The organism is Endozoicomonas sp. ALC020, from assembly GCF_049275935.1.
GTDB lineage: Bacteria > Pseudomonadota > Gammaproteobacteria > Pseudomonadales > Endozoicomonadaceae > Endozoicomonas_A.
The window spans coordinates 5,091,155-5,110,671 of record NZ_CP184830.1; the positions used below are offsets into that span (position 1 = coordinate 5,091,155).

Sequence of the window (19,517 nt, forward strand, 5' to 3'; positions counted from 1 at the left end):
GTCGTTGATTCAAGGATGAATATTAACGTGAGAAGGATATCTTTATGTTACCTTTACCACCTGAAAAAATTGGCAGATCAGATTTTCAAAGCCTGGCCAGTGTCCCCAATCAGAATATTAAGGCTGATAGTTCATACAAAAGGTATTTCAGTGATCTTGAACCCATTGGCTACTGCGACGCAACGTCACTAGCCAAGCGCAAATGCCACTCACCTGTTGCAGATCAGGCTGCTCATTGTTCTGTTGCCAACCGGGAACTGCTTGGTGGCAAGGGAATGTTTTTGCAGCGCATGAAAGCAGCTGGTTTGTCTGTGCCGACGTTTCAGTGTGTGACAACTCAGGTCACCAATGCGCTGGAACAATACCCTCTGTATAGCCAGCGTCTGGAACCCTATTTCCCCGGGATCGGCGATGAACCGGAGGCAAATATCAGTCTGGCAAACATCAGGGAATGCCTCAATGCGATGCTGCCTTCAGAGCAAGCCAGAAGAGACAGCTGGCTGGCGGGTCTGGCGAACTTTATTGCCAGTGATGACTTTTATGAGCAGGTTAGAGATTCTGAAGCGGCCCAACACATCAGGGATCACGGACTATCAACATCAGGGCCGCTTATTGTCCGCAGTTCCGGCATCAATGAAGATAACTACGGCGACGCCCAGGCGGGCAAATACCTTTCGGAAGTTCAGGGAGATGAGGATATTTTGCGAACCTGTCTAAAGGTTATGGCCTCAGCTTACCGGCCTGAAGTCTGTTCCGAAGGCATACCGCAACCCATGGCGCTGATTATCCAGGAGTGTATTGACTGCCTGCACGGCGGAGTCGCCATGAGTTTTCAATCCTTTGATGATGATACCGTCAGGGTTGAGTTCACACGGGGGCAGCCCAGAGGGATAGTGGCCGGGCAGTCCGGTAACAGGCCCCATCGTATTGATATTTTTCGCAAGGAAGGCGCCGACAGCTATCAATACTTTCCCGGGACCATCTCAAGTCATTACATCCTGCGTAAAGACAATAACGGCTATTCGGAAATAAGAATGGATGATGCCGATGCCCAATCAAACGACGTTGAACAACAACTCACTGATGACATGGTTGCAGACCTCAGGGTGATGGTGACAAAGCTGGAAAAGCTGTTGCTCTGTCCGGTGGATGTGGAGTTTGCCATAAACTATCAGGGTCGTCTGTTCCTGTTGCAGGTGCGTCCTGTCACCCGACTCTCCGGCGGCCTGGATTTCGCCATGTCCATACCCGAAGAGACCCTGGCCATTGGCGAGGGTGTCAGCGAAGGCTATTGCACCGGACCACTCTGGCTGGCTGAAGAATCAGCGGCAGACTCTATGCCAGAGGGAGCCATAGTCGTGGCCCGACACGCTAAAGACTGGATGCTTGAGCCCGGGTTCCTGAAGCGGGCAGGAGGCTTTGTTACTGCCACAGGCGGATTCAATGATCATGTCGCGATCCTGATGAAACAGCAACGAAAAACCCTGATGCTGGCCGGTGATCAGTTTGAGTCCGTGGCCGCTCAGGTTGGCCAACAGGCGACGCTGGCCTGTGCCCGCTTTAACGGTAAGCCCGGTGCCTTTATTGTTGCCGGTGACATGACCGGGAAACTGTTGAGTCACGGCATTCTATCCTCTGCTGTTTCTGATGAACCTTCAGCAAAAGCCATCCCTGCATGGGATGAATTGTCCCTCTCAGAAGGCGCACTCCGTCAGGTCGCCAGCGGATTTCAATGGCTCACGGATCAAAATGCCCGCCTGTTGGCATTTTTTGCCACCGGCGGCGGGCTGGATTGTCTGGCAAACCCGGTAAAACTGAGCATGTCACCACAACGATCAAAGCTATTGGCAGAGACCTTGGACAGCGTAAATCGACTGGTTCATGGGGCTCAAGCGCTGTTGGATGGGTACGGGGCATTCCTGCAACTGGCTGTTAAGCAAAGTTCAGACAGAGTCGAGTCATTGCGGCAAGAATTACCGCTGCTGAGCAACCGGTTCGGGTTGCTGAAACAGACCATTCAATCCGGGTTAGAGCGTATCACTCTTCCCATGCAAGCTGCCGAAGAAGAGAAGTTATCCCCGGTAAGCTTTCGTCAGTGGCTGGCAGACTGTCATCAGCTACAATCCTGTCTTCAAGCACTCAACCCTGAAAGCGCTGAACAGGTGCGAAGTGTCCATGAACTGATTTTTGCCCTGCATCAGCGTTTTGTGGAGGCATTGGCACCGGTCACTCTGGACTCGGGCCAGGGCAGGCTTTCCAGGGAAGGTTTCGTTGACTACGTTGATTGCACAGTTCGGGGTAACCTGGATGAGAAGGCAGCGATACTGAGCCCGAATGGCAAAACATTAATTAAAGCATTGAGGCGTCGAGGGACTGTTATCACTATGGATGAGGCTGTGATTGTTAACCTGAATCTTGGCAGTCACGTGAGCCTTATCGAGCTGCTTGAACACGCAGAGGGGGGGAAAGGACGAACCCTGCGGTTGACATTTTCTGACCAATTTGAAAAAGATGATAACGCTGAAAATTTCGGCAAGTTCAGGCGTATGTGGTTTCTGGCGCAATTTTTGAGAGAGATCAAACTGGATGAAAATGCTGATCCCATGAAGCTGAGTTGCAACGCCGTAGCGGGTGAAATGATCGTCGAATGCTCTCGAATAAAATTACGTGAAACCATGCAGTATGCCTTTGAAAAACTGATCATTGTCTTAAGTGAGATGCGTGATCTGGATTTTCGGTTGCAGAGCAGACCCATTTTTGAAGGAAGCCATTGGGACTTTAACGTGCTTGCACAACGCCTTGATCATGATGTTGTGACAGAAGCAGATAGATTCGCCTTTCAACATGGCCTTTTCTTAATGTCTTATGAGCCTAGTAGTGGTTGGCACAAAACTGCCGCTTGGCGCCAGTTATTGAGCAAACACCATCAACAGTTTGTTGATTATGCTCATCGGTTGTGTATTTATCTTTTGTCATTGGTAAGTCGGGAAGAATCTGAACAAACTGCGCAGGAAATCTTGATGAGTGATGAGATGAGTGAGGACGCCCGCAGAGAGCTCTTAAATCATGTTTTACTTCTCAAACCCAAAATCGCTACTCGATTGATTGAGCAAGTGTATGACTTGGGAAATCAATACTTTGTTATCAGCCCATCTTGCAATGACAAATTGGAGTTTGATGTATCACCGGGCCAGCCAATTGGGGATCATAAAGAAAAGATCAGGAATGCCGTGCTGAAACATGGATTGGAATATGCCAGTAAACAGGTTCGGAATGATAAAAACTTTGTATTACCCGCCATTTCAAAAGATCCTGCACAATTGCGAAAATTGAGTAAGAAACTGAGAGATGACAGCGATGTCATCAAGGCCGCTGTCGCAAAGAATCCAAAATCTCTGCGTTTTGCAAGCCAAAGACTCCGAGGCGATAAAGACATTATCCGAATGATCACTGCTAATAGTATCCGTCACTTACGAGTAGTCAGTAAAGAGGTATTGATGGATCGCCAGTATATGCTCGAACTAATTGAAATAAATCCTGGAGCTTTCAGTTATGCTGCTCCGGAGCTTAAAGATGATAGGGATTTTATCAATGCAGCAAAACAAAGAAACCCTAAAGTTCATAAATTCCTCAGATAATCTACGAATAAGGCCTGATCGGTTCAGACAACCTTGACCGGTGCCAACCCTGTTGTTGTTTTTTCTACTGCCTGTTTAAAGCTGACGGGGGAACTTTATAAAAACATTATGGTCCAATCAAAGGTAATGACTCACTGTTGAATCATGGATGAATATTAACGTGAGAGGGATACCTTTATGTTACCTTCACCACCTGCAACCATTGGCAGATCAGATTTTCAAAGTCTGGCAATTGACCCCAATCATGAGACTGAGGCTGATCGTCCAGCCAAAAGGTATCTTGGTGATCCTGAAGCCACTGGCGTTCCCGACACAAGGTCACTAGCCAAGCGCAAATGCTGTTCTCCTGTTCAAGATCAGGCTGATCATTGTTCTCCTGCCAACCGGGCACTAGTTGGGGGCAAGGGAATGTTTTTGCAGCGCATGAAAGCAGCCGGTTTGTCTGTGCCGGCGTTTCAGTGTGTGACAACTCAGGTCACCAATGCGCTGGAACAATACCCTCTGGATAGCCAGCGTCTGGAACCCTATTTCCCCGGGATCGGCAATGAACCGGAGTCGGAGATCAGTCTGGCAAACATCAGGGAATGCCTCAATGCGATGCTGCCTTCAGAGCAAGCCAGAAGAGACAGCTGGCTGGCGGGTCTGGCGAACTTTATTGCCAATGATGACTTTTATGAGCAGGTTAAAGATTCTGAAGCGGCCCAACACATCAGGGATCACGGACTATCAACATCAGGGCCGCTTATTGTCCGCAGTTCCGGCATCAATGAAGATAACTACGGCGACGCCCAGGCGGGCAAATACCTTTCGGAAGTTCAGGGAGATGAGGATATTTTGCGAACCTGTCTAAAGGTTATGGCCTCAGCTTACCGGCCTGAAGTCTGTTCCGAAGGCATACCGCAACCCATGGCGCTGATTATCCAGGAGTGTATTGACTGCCTGCACGGCGGAGTCGCCATGAGTTTTCAATCCTTTGATGATGATACCGTCAGGGTTGAGTTCACACGGGGGCAGCCCAGAGGGATAGTGGCCGGGCAGTCCGGTAACAGGCCCCATCGTATTGATATTTTTCGCAAGGAAGGCGCCGACAGCTATCAATACTTTCCCGGGACCATCTCAAGTCATTACATCCTGCGTAAAGACAATAACGGCTATTCGGAAATAAGAATGGATGATGCCGATGCCCAATCAAACGACGTTGAACAACAACTCACTGATGACATGGTTGCAGACCTCAGGGTGATGGTGACAAAGCTGGAAAAGCTGTTGCTCTGCCCCGTGGATGTGGAGTTTGCCATAAATCATCAGGGTCGCCTTTTCCTGTTGCAGGTGCGTCCTGTCACCCGACTCTCCGGCGGCCTGGATTTCGCCATGCCCATACCCGAAGAGACCCTGGCCATTGGCGAGGGTGTCAGCGAAGGCTATTGCACCGGACCACTCTGGCTGGCTGAAGAATCAGCGGCAGACTCCATGCCAGAGGGCGCTATTGTCGTGGCTCAACACGCTGAAAACTGGATGCTTGAGCACGGGTTCCTGAAGCGGGCAGGAGGCTTTGTTACTGCCACAGGAGGATTCAATGATCATGTCGCGATCCTGATGAAACAGCAACGAAAAACCCTGATGCTGGCCGGTAACCAGTTTGAGTCCGTGGCCGCTCAGGTTGGCCATCAGGCGACGCTGGCCTGTGCCCGCTTTAACGGTAAGCCCGGTGCCTTTATTGTTGCCGGTGACATGACCGGGAAACTGTTGAGTCACGGCATTCTATCCTCTGCTGTTTCTGATGAGCCTTCAGCAAAAGCCATCCCTGCATGGGATGAATTGTCCCTCTCAGAAAGCGCACTCCGTCAGGTCGCCAGCGGATTTCAATGGCTCACGGATCAAAATGCCCGCCTGTTGGCATTTTTTGCCACCGGCGGCGGCCTGGATTGTCTGGCAAACCCGGTAAAACTGAGCATGTCGCCACAACGATCAAAACTATTGACAGAGACCTTGGACAGCGTAAATCGACTGGTTCATGGGGCTCAAGCGCTGCTGGATGGGTACGGGGCATTCCTGCAACTGGCTGTTAAGCAAAGTTCAGACAGAGTCGAGTCATTGCGGCAAGAATTACCGCTGCTGAGCAACCGGTTCGAGATGTTGAAACAGACCATTGAATCCGGGTTAGAGCGTATCACTCTTCTCATGCAAGCCGCTCAAGAAGAGAAGGTATCCCCGGTAAGCTTTCGTCAGTGGGTGGCAGACTGTCATCAGCTACAATCCTGTCTTCAAGCGCTCAACCCTGAAAGCGCTGAGCAGGTGCGAAGTGTCCATGAGCTGATTTTTGCCCTGCATCAGCGCTTCGTAAAAGCGCTGGCTCCGGTCACTCTGGACTCGGGTCAGGGCATTCTGTCCAGAAAAGGGGAAATCACCTATGTCGATTACACGACACCGGGTGCAGAGGCACCGCTGCTGAGGCCGTCCGTCAAAGTACTTATTGCAGAGTCAGAGCTTTCAGGGACTGTTATCACCATGGATGAAGCCTTGATTGTTAACCTGAAACTTGGTAGTCATGTGGGCCTTATCGAGTTGCTTGAACAGGCAGAGGGGGGGAAAGGACGAACCCTGCGGCTGACATTTTCTGACCAATTTGACAGAACTGATTACGCTGATAAATCCGGCAAGTTCAGGCGTATGTGGTTTCTGGCGCAATTACTGAAAGAGATCAAACTGGATGAAAATGCTGATCCCATGAAGCTGTGTTGCAACGCCGTAGCGGGTGAAATGATCGTAGAATGCTCCCGAATGAAATTACGTCAAACCATGCAGGATGCCTTTGAAAAACTGATCATTGTGTTACGCGCTATGTATAATCTGGACATTTGGTTGAAGGGCAGACCCATTTTTGAAGGAGGCCAGTGGGACTTTAACCTGCTTGCACATCACCTTGATCGTGATGTTGCGACAGAAGCGGACAGGTTTGCCTTTCAACATGGCCTTTTCGCAATGTCTTATCGGAATTGGACTGGTTGGCAAAATACTGCCGCTTGCTGCCAGTTATTGAGCGACCATCACCAGCAGTTTGCCCATCATGTCCGGCGGTTAGGTAAGTATCAATCGTCATTGTTAGTATATAAAGAACCAGAAGAGAGTCTGCAGGAAATCTTAATGAGTCATAAGATGAGTGAGAACACTCGCAGGGAGCTCTTGCATCACTATTTATTGGTCAAGCCCAAAAACGCTACCAGATTCATTGAGCAAGTGTATGACTTGGGAAATCAATACTTTGTTATCAAGCCGTCTTACAGTTACAGACTGGAGTTTTATGCGCCACCAGATCAACCGTTCGGTGACCATAAGGAAAAGGTCAGGAATGCCCTGCTGGAACATGGATTGGATTATGCCAGCCAACGGGTTTGGAATGATAAAGACTGTGTATTACCCATCATTTCAGAATATCCCATGGAGTTGCAATATTTGAGTGAGGAGCTGAGGAATGATAGAGATGTCGTCATAGCCGCTGTCAAAAAAGATCCCAGACTTCTTTGTTATGCCAGCAAAAGACTCCGAAGTGATAAAAAAATTATTCAAATGGCCATTGCTGACAGTATAAATCCCTTATTTTTTGCCAGTGAAACGATATTGAATGATCCTGAGTATATGTTGGAGTTAATTGCAAAGAATCATGAAGCTTTCGATTATGCTACTTCCGAGCTTAAAGATAATAAAGCTTTCATCAATGCAGCAAAACAAAGAAACCCCGAACTTCGAAAATACCTCAGATAAGTACTCAGCCATACGGAATCGAATATTTCTGGCTAATTGGTCAGGTGCTCTGCAAGGCGCAACGACGGGAACATAGCAAGCTATGTGACCAGAGTTGCAACGCATCACGACTGCATGGATGCAGGAGCTAGTGCAGCCAAGCCTTGATATCCATACAGCCCACTCGTTCCGATACTCTGTGGTCGTCATTCCCGCGAAGGCGGGAATCCAGCGCCAACAGCGGGTCTCTGCCTTCACGCGGATGAAAAGGCCAGGGGGGCACCGGGCAGTATGGTTCTGGTGATGAGTCTGTGTGGATTCCCGCCTTCGCGGGAATGACGGGAGTGAGGCCGGAAATGACGGGAGGTGAACCAGGGTTTTGCGACACCCTTTGTTGCGTGGGAACGAGGGGTGTATGGATATCAGAGCTTAGCTGCACTAGAGCAACGCAGGAGCAGTTGCCGCGAGTGCCTGAACAATAAGTCAGAAAATATGATTTCGTATGGTTGAGTACTTAATCTGCGAACAAGGTCTGATCGATTCAGACAACGCTGACCAGTGCCAACCCTGTTTTTCTACTGCGTTGACGGGGGAACTTTATAAAAACCTTATTGTCGAACGTGAAGGTAATGACTCGCTGTTGAATCATGGATTTACATGAGAGGGATATCTTTATGTTACCTTTACCGCCTGCAACCACTGGCAGATCAGATTCTCAAAGTCTGGCAACCCCCGATCAGAATACTAAGGCTTATAGTTCAGCCAATAGGTATTTTGGTGATATTGAACCCGTTGTCATTCCCGATACAAGGTCACTAGCCAGGCGCAAATGCCACTCACTTGTCGCAGATCAGGCTGCTCATTGTTCTGTTGCCAACCGGGCACTATTGGGCGGCAAGGGAATGTTTTTGCAGCGCATGAAAGCAGCCGGTTTGTCTGTGCCGACGTTTCAGTGTGTGACAACTCAGGTCACCAATGCGCTGGAACAATACCCTCTGGATAGCCAGCGTCTGGAACCCTATTTCCCCGGGATCGGCAATGAACCGGAGTCGGAGATCAGTCTGGCAAACATCAGGGAATGCCTCAATGCGATGCTGCCTTCAGAGCAAGCCAGAAGAGACAGCTGGCTGGCGGGTCTGGCGAACTTTATTGCCAGTGATGACTTTTATGAGCAGGTTAAAGATTCTGAAGCGGCCCAACACATCAGGGATCACGGACTATCAACATCAGGGCCGCTTATTGTCCGCAGTTCCGGCATCAATGAAGATAACTACGGCGACGCCCAGGCGGGCAAATACCTTTCGGAAGTTCAGGGAGATGAGGATATTTTGCGAACCTGTCTAAAGGTTATGGCCTCAGCTTACCGGCCTGAAGTCTGTTCCGAAGGCATACCGCAACCCATGGCGCTGATTATCCAGGAGTGTATTGACTGCCTGCACGGCGGAGTCGCAATGAGTTTTCAATCCTTTGATGATGATACCGTCAGGGTTGAGTTCACACGGGGGCAGCCCAGAGGGATAGTGGCCGGGCAGTCCGGTAACAGGCCCCATCGTATTGATATTTTTCGCAAGGAAGGCGCCGACAGCTATCAATACTTTCCCGGGACCATCTCAAGTCATTACATCCTGCGTAAAGACAATAACGGCTATTCGGAAATAAGAATGGATGATGCCGATGCCCAATCAAACGACGTTGAACAACAACTCACTGATGACATGGTTGCAGACCTCAGGGTGATGGTGACAAAGCTGGAAAAGCTGTTGCTCTGCCCCGTGGATGTGGAGTTTGCCATAAATCATCAGGGTCGCCTTTTCCTGTTGCAGGTGCGTCCTGTCACCCGACTCTCCGGCGGCCTGGATTTCGCCATGCCCATACCCGAAGAGACCCTGGCCATTGGCGAGGGGGTCAGCGAAGGCTATTGCACGGGACCACTCTGGCTGGCTGAAGAATCAGCGGCAGACTCCATGCCAGAGGGCGCTATTGTCGTGGCTCAACACGCTGAAAACTGGATGCTTGAGCACGGGTTCCTGAAGCGGGCAGGAGGCTTTGTTACTGCCACAGGAGGATTCAATGATCATGTCGCGATCCTGATGAAACAGCAACGAAAAACCCTGATGCTGGCCGGTGATCAGTTTGAGTCTGTGGCCGCTCAGGTTGGCCATCAGGCGACGCTGGCCTGTGCCCGCTTTAACGGTAAGCCCGGTGCCTTTATTGTTACCGGTGACATGACCGGGAAGCTGGTGAGTCATGGAAGTCTATCCTCTGCTGTTTCTGATGTGCCGCAAGAAAAAGCCGTCCCGTCATGGGATGATGTGTCCCTCTCTGAAGACGCATTCCGTCAGGTCGCCAGCGGTTTTCAGTGGCTCACGGATCAAAATGCCCGCCTGTTGGCATTTTTTGCCTCCGGCGGCGGACTGGATTGCCTGGCAAACCCGGTAAAACTGAGCATGTCACCACAACGATCAAAGCTGCTGGCAGAGACCCTGGACAGCATAAATCGGCTGGTTTATGGGGCTGAAGCGCTGCTGGATGGGTACGGGGCATTCTTGCAACTGGCTGTTAAGAAAAGTTCACACAGAGTCGAGTCATTGCGGCATGAATTACCAGAACTGATCGACCGGTTCGTGATGCTGAAACAGACCATTCAATCCGGGTTAGAGCGTATCACTCTTCTCATGCAAGCCGCTGAAGAAGAGAAGGTATCCCCGGTAAGCTTTCGTCAGTGGGTGGCAGACTGTCATCAGCTACAATCCTGTCTTCAAGCGCTCAACCCTGAAAGCGCTGAGCAGGTGCGAAGTGTCCATGAGCTGATTTTTGCCCTGCATCAGCGCTTCGTAAAAGCGCTGGCTCCGGTCACTCTGGACTCGGGTCAGGGCATTCTGTCCAGAAAAGGGGAAATCACCTATGTCGATTACACGACACTGGGTGCAGAGGCACCGCTGCTGAGGCCGTCCGACAAAGTACTTATTGCAGAGTCAAAGCTTTCAGGGACTGTTATCACCATGGATGAAGCCTTGATTGTTAACCTGAAACTTGGCAGTCATGTGGGCCTTATCGAGTTGCTTGAACAGGCAGAGGGAGGGAAAGGACGAACCCTGCGGCTGACATTTTCTGACCAATTTAACAGAACTGGTTACGCTGATAAATCCGGCAAGTTCAGGCGTATGTGGTTTCTGGCGCAATTACTGAAAGCAATCAAACTGGATGAAAATGCTGATCCCATGAAGCTGAGTTGCAACGCCGTAGCGGGTGAAATGATCGTCGAATGCTCCCGAATGAAATTACGTCAAACCATGCAGTATGCCTTTGAAAAACTCATCATTGTGTTACGTGCTATGTTTGATCTGGATCTTGATTTGCGTTCCAGACCCATTTTTGAAGGAGGTCGGTGGGACTTTAACCTGCTTGCGCAACGTCTTAATTGTGATGTTGCGACAGAAGCCGATAGGTTTGCCTTTCAACATGGCCTTTTTGTAATGTCTTATCGGAATTGGAATGGTTGGCACTATACTGCCGTTTGCTGCCAGTTATTGAGCGACCATCACCAGCAGTTTGCCCATCATGCCCGGCGGTTAGGTGAGTATCAGTCGTCATTGTTTTTTCATGAAACACCGGAAGAGAGTCTGCAGGAAATCTTAATGAGTCATAAGATGAGTGAGAACACCCGCAGGGAGCTCTTGCATCACTATTTATTGTTTGAGCCCAAAAGCGCTACCAGATTCATTGAGCAAGTGTATGTCTTGGGAAATCAATACTTTGTTATCAAGCCGTCTTACAGTTACAGACTGGAGTTTTATTTGTCACCAGGTCAACCGTTTGGGGACTATAAGGAAAAGGTCAGGAATGTCATGCTGGAACATGGATTGGATTATGCCAGCCAGCGGGTTTGGAATGATAAAGACTCTGTATTACCCTTCATTTCAGAATATCCCTTAGAGCTCAAATATTTGAGCGAGGAGCTGAGGAATGATAGAGCTATAGTCATGGCCGCTGTCAAAAAAAATCCCAGAGCTCTGTGTTATGCCAGCGAAACGTTATTGAATGATCGTGAATATATGCTGGAGTTAATTGCAAAGAATCATCAAGCTTTCCGATATGCTGCTTCAGAGCTTAAAGCTGATCCGGTTTTTATGGATGAAGCAACCCTCAAAAGCCCCGAGCTTCGAGAATACTTCAGATAATCTGCGATTAATGTCTGACTTATCCAGACAACTTCTGCCAGTGCCAACCGTGTTGTTGTTTTTTCTGTTGTTTGTTTCAGGCTGATTGCTGAACTTTTTAAAAAAATTATTGTCGAAACAAAGTAATTGATTAATGCCACAGCCATTGAACCATGGATGAATGTTAATAATAGAGGGATATCTTGATGTTTCATGCTAATTTTGGCCGTTCAGAGGGTCAAGTCCTGAAAACTGATCCAAATCGGAATGCCGACGCTGGCGGTCCATCCAGGGAGGCTCGCAGCCTACCCAAAAAGCGTTTCAGTGATCCCGGTCCCTGTGGCGCTCTGACCAGCGAAACTCCTCTGGCCAAGCGTGATTGTCGTCCATCTGTTGCAGATCAGACTGCTGGCTATTCTCCTCCCAATCGGGAACAACTTGGCGGCAAGGGGATGTTTTTGCAGCGCATGAAAGAAGCGGGCCTGTCTGTTCCGCCCTTCCAATGTGTGACTGCTCAAATCATGAATGCGCTGGCACAACACCCTCTCGATACCCATGCTTTAGACCACTATTTCCCCAGGTTTGTTGATAAATCGCTGGCAAAGACCAGCCTAAGGAACATCCGGGAATACCTCAATACCTTGCCGCCTTCAGAGCAAACCAAAAGGGATGACTGGCTGTCAGCTATGGCAGCATTTATTGCCAGTGATGACTTTTACGAACAGGTGAAAGATTCTGAAGCGGCCCAAAAAATCCGGGAGCTGCACCGTCAGGTGGACCGACTCTCTGGATCACAGCCCGTGATTGTCCGCAGTTCCGGCATCAACGAAGATAACTACGGCGATGCCCAGGCGGGTAAATACCTTTCTGTCATTCAGGCAGGAGGCGATGTTTTCAGAACCTGTCTCATGGTCATGGCCTCAGGTTACCGGCCTGAAGTCTGTCCCGAAGGCATACCGCAACCCATGGCGCTGATCATCCAACAGTGTATTGACTGTCGATATGGTGGAGTCGTCATGAGCTTTCAATCTTTTCAGGATGATACCATCAGGATTGAGTACACACGGGGTCAGCCCAGAGGCATAGTGGCAGGACAGTCCGGTAACACGCCCCATCGTATTAATATTTGTCGCAAGGAAGGCGCTGAAAACTTTCAATACTTTCCCGGCAAGGTCTCAAGTCACTTTGTCCTGCACAAAAACAATGATGGCTATCTGGAAACAGAAATTTATGATGCGGACGCCCAATCAGACGACAGTGTTCATAAACTCAGTGATCATTTGGTTGCAAAACTCAGTCAGGCGGTGACAGAGCTGGAAAAGCTGTTGCTCTGTCCGGTGGATGTGGAGTTTGCCATCGATCATCTGGGTAACCTGTTCCTGTTGCAGGTGCGCCCTGTTACCCGGCTTTCTGGCGGCATGGATTTTGCGATGCCTATACCCAAAAAGACCCTGGCCATTGGCGAGGGTGTCAGCGAAGGGCATTGCACCGGAACACTCTGGCTGGCTGAAGAACAAGCGGCAGACTCTATGCCAGAGGGAGCCATTGTCTTAGCCCACCATGCTGCAGACTGGATGCTTGAGCCAGAGTTCCTGAAAAGGGCAGGTGGTTTTGTCTTTGCCGAAGGAGGCTTCAATGATCATGTCGCGATCCTTATGAAACAGGCAGGAAAAACCTTGATGCTGGCCGGTGGACAGTTCGCGGTCGTGGCCGCTCAGGTTGGCCAACAGGCGACGCTGGCCTTTGCCCGCTTCAAAGGTGAGCCTGGCGCCTTTGTTGTTGTCGGTGACTTTAGCGGTGAACTTGCCAGTCGCAGAAGCCTGTCCTCTGCATTTTCTGATGTGTCGCTGCTCAGAGCCGTCCCGTCACGGGATGATTTGTCCCCCCCTGAAGGCACATTCCTTAATGTCGCCAGCGGTTTTCAGTGGCTCACGGATCAAAATGCCCGTTTGTTGGCATTTTTTGCCTCTGGTGGCGGACTGGATTATCTGGCAAATCCCATAAAACTGAGCATGTCACCACAACGTTCAGAGTTGCTGGCAGAGATCAGAGTCAGGGTAAATCGGCTGGTTCAGGGGGCTGAAGCTTTTCTGGATGGCTACCATGCGTTCTTGTTGCTGGCGGGAAAAACAGGTGCTTACGAGGTTCGGTCATTGCGGGATGAAATACCGACATTGAGCAACCGGTTCGAGGCGCTGAAACAGACCATCCGATCCAGTTTAGAGGCTATCATCCTGCTTCTGGATGATGGTAAAAACAGGCAGATAACATTTCATCAATGGCTGACTGCCTGTCAGCAACTGCAATCCTCTCTGCAAGCACTGAATCCTAAAGAGGCTGAGCAGGTCAGGAGTGTTCATGAGCTGATTTTTGCCTTGCACTGGCGCTTTGTAGATGCACTGGCACCGATCACTCAGCTTTCCGGTCAGGGCAAGCTATCAAAAGAAAACAAAATTACCTACCTTGATTACACAACTCAGCGCAACCCGGGAGAAAAGGTACCGCTATTGAGGCCCTCCTCGAAACCATTAATCGAAAAGTGTAGTTGTTATGGGACTGTGGTCGTTATGGATGATGTCTTGATTGTTAACCTGAAGCTCGGAAGTCATGTGTGCCTTATTGAGCTGCTTGAATGCGCAGAGGGAGGCAAAGAACGAACCTTACGGCTGAAATTCTCTGACCAGTTTTATAAAGATGATGGTGTTGATACAACCGCCAAGTTAAAGCGTATGTGGTTTCTGGTGCAGTTATTGAAAGCCCTCGAACTGGATGAAAATGCTGATAGCATGAAGCTGTATTGCAATGCGGTAGCGGGAGGCATTATCGTCGAATGCACTCGAATAAAAGCAACTGAAAACATGCAGGATGCCTTTGAAAAACTGATCATTGTGTTACGTGCTATGTGTAATGTGGATTGTAAAATGCAGTACATTAAGGTTTTTGAAGGAGATCAGTGGAGCTTTAGCTCACTGGCACAACGCCTGACTGGCGATGTTGCGGCAGAAGCTGACAGGTTCGCCTTTCAACATTGCCTTTTCGCAATGTATTATGAGAAGCATATCCTCTACACTCCCGATTGTTTCCTGTTATTACCCGATCACTACCAGCAATTTATTAATTATGCCCAACGGTTTGCAGAGTGTCGTAATAAATGGGAGGACGACTATCGGCAAATATTAATGAGCAGTGAGATCACTGAAGAAACCCGCAGGGAATTTTTACATCATTTGTTATTCCTCGATGCCAAAAGAACGGCTCCATTGGTTGAGGATGTTTATCCCGATTTGAGAGATAAATACTATGTTATAAAACCATCATCCTACAGTTACCGGCTAAGTTTTGAAGTCCCTCCGGATCTGTGGCTTTCTGATGATAAAGAAACATTCAAAAAAGCCTTGCTGAAGCACGGGCTGCAATATGGCAGTCAGCGGGTTCGGAATGATAAAGACCTGGTATTACCAATCATTGCAGAACGTCAAGGAGACCTTGAGTTTGCTGGTGAAAAAATGAAGAATGATAAAGAGGTTGTCATGACTGCAGTCAAAGAGCATGGCATTTGGCTGCGATATGCCAGCCCGGAAATGCGGGATGATGAAAACATTGTAAAGGTCGCTATCGCCAGTTATCCACCAGCACTGAGTTTTGCAAGTGAAAGAATCCGAAGCGACAAAAACATTATACAAATGGCAATTGTTGATGATATCTGTTGCTTACAATGTGCCAGTAAAAGAGTACGGAGTGATCGCGAGTATTTGCTGAACTTGATTGAACATAATTATCGTGCTTTCGACTCTGCTGCTAATGAACTTAAACGCGATAAGGATTTTATCCGATCAGCAATCCACAGAAACCCTGATGTTGTTCAATACCTCTCTGCGGAGACTTTAAGAATGTGTCTGAGTACTGGGAGTGCAAGTTCACAACAGAAAAATCAGCCCGAAAACGCTGAGGACCATAACGTTCTGTGTAACATCCTCTAAGCCTGATTATCAGCCAGTTGCTACCGGTTTTTTTAAGCAGGCAAGCAACAATTTTCTCATCAGATAACGCCCTCCAGTGCAAACCGAGTTGTTATTTATCCTATTGCGTGCTTCAGGCTGAACTTTATAAAAATAGTATTGTCCAAACAAAGTAATTGATTAATGTCACAGCCATTGAATCATGGATGAATGTTAATAATAGAGGGATATCTTGATGTTTCATGCTAATTTTGGCCGTTCAGAGGGTCAAATCCTGAAAACTGATCCAAATCGAAATGCCGACGCTGGCGGTCCATCCAGCGAGGCTCGCAGCCTATCCCAGCGGCATTTCAGTGATCTTGGTCCCTCGGGCGCTCTGACCAGCGAAACTCCACTGGCCAAGCGTGATTGTCGTCCATCTGTTGCAGATCAGACTGCTGGCTATTCTCCTCCCAATCGGGAACAACTCGGCGGCAAGGGGATGTTTTTGCAGCGCATGAAAGAAGCGGGCCTGTCTGTTCCGCCCTTCCAATGTGTGACTGCCCAAATCATGAATGCGCTGGCACAACACCCTCTCGATACCCATGCTTTAGACCACTATTTCCCCAGGTTTGTTGATAAATCGCTGGCAAAGACCAGCCTAAGGAACATCCGGGAATACCTCAATACCTTGCCACCTTCAGAGCAAACCAAAAGGGATGACTGGCTGTCAGCTATGGCAGCATTTATTGCCAGTGATGACTTTTACGAACAGGTGAAAGATTCTGAAGCGGCCCAAAAAATCCGGGAGCTGCACCGTCAGGTGGACCGACTCTCTGGATCACAGCCCGTAATTGTCCGCAGTTCCGGCATCAACGAAGATAACTACGGCGATGCCCAGGCGGGTAAATACCTTTCTGTCATTCAGGCAGGAGGCGATGTTTTCAGAACCTGTCTCATGGTCATGGCCTCAGGTTACCGGCCTGAAGTCTGTCCCGAAGGCATACCGCAACCCATGGCGCTGATCATCCAACAGTGTATTGACTGTCGATATGGTGGAGTCGTCATGAGCTTTCAATCTTTTCAGGATGATACCATCAGGATTGAGTACACACGGGGTCAGCCCAGAGGCATAGTGGCAGGACAGTCCGGTAACACGCCCCACCGTATCGATATTTCTCGCAAGGGTAGGGAAGGCAATGACAGTTATCAATACTTTCCCGGGAAGGTCTCCAGTCACTTTGTCCTGCACAAAAACAATGATGGCTATCTGGAAACAGAAATTTATGATGCGGACGCCCAATCAGACGACAGTGAGCATAAACTCAGTGATCATTTGGTTGCAAAACTCAGTCAGGCGGTGACAGAGCTGGAAAAGCTGTTGCTCTGTCCGGTGGATGTGGAGTTTGCCATCGATCATCTGGGTAACCTGTTCCTGTTGCAGGTGCGCCCTGTTACCCGGCTTTCTGGCGGCATGGATTTTGCGATGCCAATACCCAAAGAGACCCTGACCATTGGTGAGGGTGTCAGCGAAGGCCATTGCACAGGAACACTCTGGCTGGCTGAAGAACAATCGGCAGACTCCATGCCAGAGGGGGCCATTATCGTGGCCCACCATGCTGCAGACTGGATGCTTGAGCCAGAGTTCCTGAAGCGGGCAGGGGGTTTTGTCTTTGCCGAAGGAGGCTTCAATGATCATGTCGCGATCCTTATGAAACAGGCAGGAAAAACCTTGATGCTGGCCGGTGGACAGTTCGCGGTCGTGGCCGCTCAGGTTGGCCAACAGGCGACGCTGGCCTTTGCCCGCTTCAAAGGTGAGCCTGGCGCCTTTGTTGTTGTCGGTGACCTTAGCGGCGAACTTGCCAGTCGCAGAAGCCTGTCCTCTGCATTTTCTGATGTGTCGCTGCTCAGAGCCGTCCCGTCACGGGATGATTTGTCCCCCCCTGAAGGCACATTCCTTAATGTCGCTAGCGGTTTTCAGTGGCTCACGGATCAAAATGCCCGTTTGTTGGCATTTTTTGCCTCTGGTGGCGGACTGGATTATCTGGCAAATCCCATAAAACTGAGCATGTCAACACAACGTTCAGAGTTGTTGGCAGAGATCAGAGTCAGGGTAAATCGGTTGGTTCAGGGGGCTGAAGCATTTCTGGATGGCTACCGTGCGTTCTTGTTGCTGGCGGGAAAAACAGGTGCTTACGAGGTTCGGTTATTGCGGGATGAAATACCGACATTGTGCAACCGGTTCGAGGCGCTGAAACAGACCATCCGATCCAGTTTAGAGGCTATTATCCTGCTTCTGGATGATGGTAAAAACAGGCAGATAACATTTCATCAATGGCTGACTGCCTGTCAGCAACTGCAATCCTCTCTGCAAGCACTGAATCCTAAAGAGGCTGAGCAGGTCCGGAGTGTTCATGAGCTGATTTTTTCCTTGCACTGGCGCTTTGTAGATGCACTGGCACCGATCACTCAGCTTTCCGGTCAGGGCAAGCTATCAAAAGAAGCGAATATTACCTACCTTGATTACACAACTCAGTGCAACCCGGGAGAAAAGGCACTGCTATTGAGGCCGTCCTCGAAAGCATTAATTGAAAAGTTTGCTTGTTCAGGGACTGTCGTCATCATGGATGATGTCTTGATTGTTAACCTGGAGCTTGGAAGTCATGTATGCCTTATTGAGCTGCTTGAATACGCAGAGGGAGGCAAAGAACGAACCTTACGGCTGAAATTCTCTGATCCGTTTTATAAAGATGATGGTGTTGATACAACCGCCAAGTTAAAGCGTATGTGGTTTCTGGTGCAGTTACTGAAAGCCCTCGAACTGGATGAAAATGCTGATAGCATGAAGCTGTTTTGCAATGCGGTAGCGGGAGGCATTATCGTCGAATGCACTCGAATAAAAGCAACTGAAAACATGCAGGATGCCTTTGAAAAACTGATTGTTGTATTACGTGATATGTGTGATGTGGATTGTAAAATGCAGTACATTGAGGTTTTTGAAGGAGATCAGTGGAACTTTAGCTCACTGGCACAACGCCTGACTGGCGATGTTGCGGCAGAAGCTGACAGGTTCGCCTTTCAACATTGCCTTTTCGCAATGTATTATGAGAAGCATTTCTCCTACAGTCCTGATTATTTGCTGTTATTACCCGATCACTACCAGCAATTTATTAATTATGCCCAACGGTTTGATGAGTGTCGTAATAAATCGGAGGACGACTATCGGCAAATATTGATGAGCAATGAGATCACTGAAAAAACCCGCAGGGAATTTTTACATCATTTGTTATTCCTCGATGCCAAAAGAACGGCTCCATTGGTTGAAGATATTTATCCCGATTTGAGAGATAAATACTATGTTATAAAACCATCATCCTACAGTTACCGGCTAAGTTTTGAAGTCCCTCCGGATCTGTGGCTTTCTGGTGATAAAGAAACATTCAAAAAAGCCTTGCTGAAGCACGGACTGCAATATGGCAGTCAACGGGTTCGGAATGATAAAGACCTGGTATTACCAATCATTGCAGAGCGTCAAGAAAATCTTAAATTTGCTGGTGAAAAAATGAAGAATGATAAAGAGGTTGTCATGACTGCAATCAAAGAGGACGGCATTTGGCTGAAATATGCCAGCCTGGAAATGCGGGATGATGAAAATATTGTAAAGACCGCTATCGCCAGTTATCCACCAGCGCTGAGTTTTGCAAGTGAAAGAATCCGAAGCGACAAAAACATTATAAAAATGGTTATCGATGATAATATTGTGAACTTAAAATGTGCCAGTAAAAGAATACTGAGTGATCGCGAGTATCTGCTGAACCTGATTGAACATCATTGTCGTGTTTTCAATTATGCTGTTGATGAACTCAGGCGCGATAGGGATTTTATCCGATCAGCAATCTACAGGAACCCTGATGTTGTTCAATACCTCTCCGAGAAGACTTTAAGAATGTGTCTGAGTACTGGGAGTGCAAGTTCACAACAGAAAAATCAGCCCGAAAACGCTGAGGACCATAGCGTTCTGTGTAACATCCTCTAAGCCT

Annotated in this window: 7 protein-coding genes; 6 read left to right on the forward strand and 1 reads right to left on the reverse strand. The window is 48.7% G+C overall.

What is annotated here, in order from left to right:
• Positions 1-44: 44 nt before the first annotated feature.
• Together ACOJUO_RS18775 and ACOJUO_RS18780 are read left to right on the forward strand one after the other, a co-directional pair.
• The gene (locus ACOJUO_RS18775; RefSeq protein ID WP_422137799.1) at positions 45-3,638 is read left to right on the forward strand and encodes a PEP/pyruvate-binding domain-containing protein; all 3,594 of its coding nucleotides are present in this window, start codon (positions 45-47) and stop codon (positions 3,636-3,638) included.
• Positions 3,639-3,815: 177 nt separating this feature from the next.
• Entirely contained in the window at positions 3,816-7,400 is a 3,585-nt protein-coding gene (locus ACOJUO_RS18780; RefSeq protein ID WP_422137800.1) for a DUF4116 domain-containing protein, read from the forward strand.
• A gap of 127 nt (positions 7,401-7,527) precedes the next feature.
• Here ACOJUO_RS18780 and ACOJUO_RS18785 read toward each other — a convergent pair whose 3' ends face one another.
• Positions 7,528-7,767, reverse strand: coding sequence for a hypothetical protein (locus ACOJUO_RS18785; RefSeq protein ID WP_422132873.1), 240 nt, complete (start codon positions 7,765-7,767; stop codon positions 7,528-7,530).
• Positions 7,768-7,881: 114 nt separating this feature from the next.
• On the opposite strand from ACOJUO_RS18785, the gene ACOJUO_RS18790 reads away from it, so the two are divergent.
• The 4 genes from ACOJUO_RS18790 (at position 7,882) to ACOJUO_RS18805 (ending at position 19,513) form a co-directional block, all read left to right on the forward strand.
• On the forward strand, positions 7,882-8,040 hold the full coding sequence (locus ACOJUO_RS18790) for a hypothetical protein (protein WP_422133464.1): 159 nt from the start codon (positions 7,882-7,884) through the stop codon (positions 8,038-8,040).
• Between the two features lie 13 nt (positions 8,041-8,053).
• Positions 8,054-11,560, forward strand: coding sequence for a PEP/pyruvate-binding domain-containing protein (locus ACOJUO_RS18795; RefSeq protein ID WP_422133465.1), 3,507 nt, complete (start codon positions 8,054-8,056; stop codon positions 11,558-11,560).
• 185 nt (positions 11,561-11,745) lie between these two features.
• Positions 11,746-15,519 carry a DUF4116 domain-containing protein gene (locus ACOJUO_RS18800; RefSeq protein WP_422137801.1) on the forward strand — a complete coding sequence of 1,258 codons (3,774 nt, stop codon included), beginning with the start codon at positions 11,746-11,748 and terminating at the stop codon, positions 15,517-15,519.
• A 214-nt stretch (positions 15,520-15,733) separates the two neighbouring features.
• Positions 15,734-19,513, forward strand: coding sequence for a DUF4116 domain-containing protein (locus tag ACOJUO_RS18805; RefSeq protein WP_422133467.1), 3,780 nt, complete (start codon positions 15,734-15,736; stop codon positions 19,511-19,513).
• The last annotated feature ends 4 nt before the right edge of the window (positions 19,514-19,517 follow it).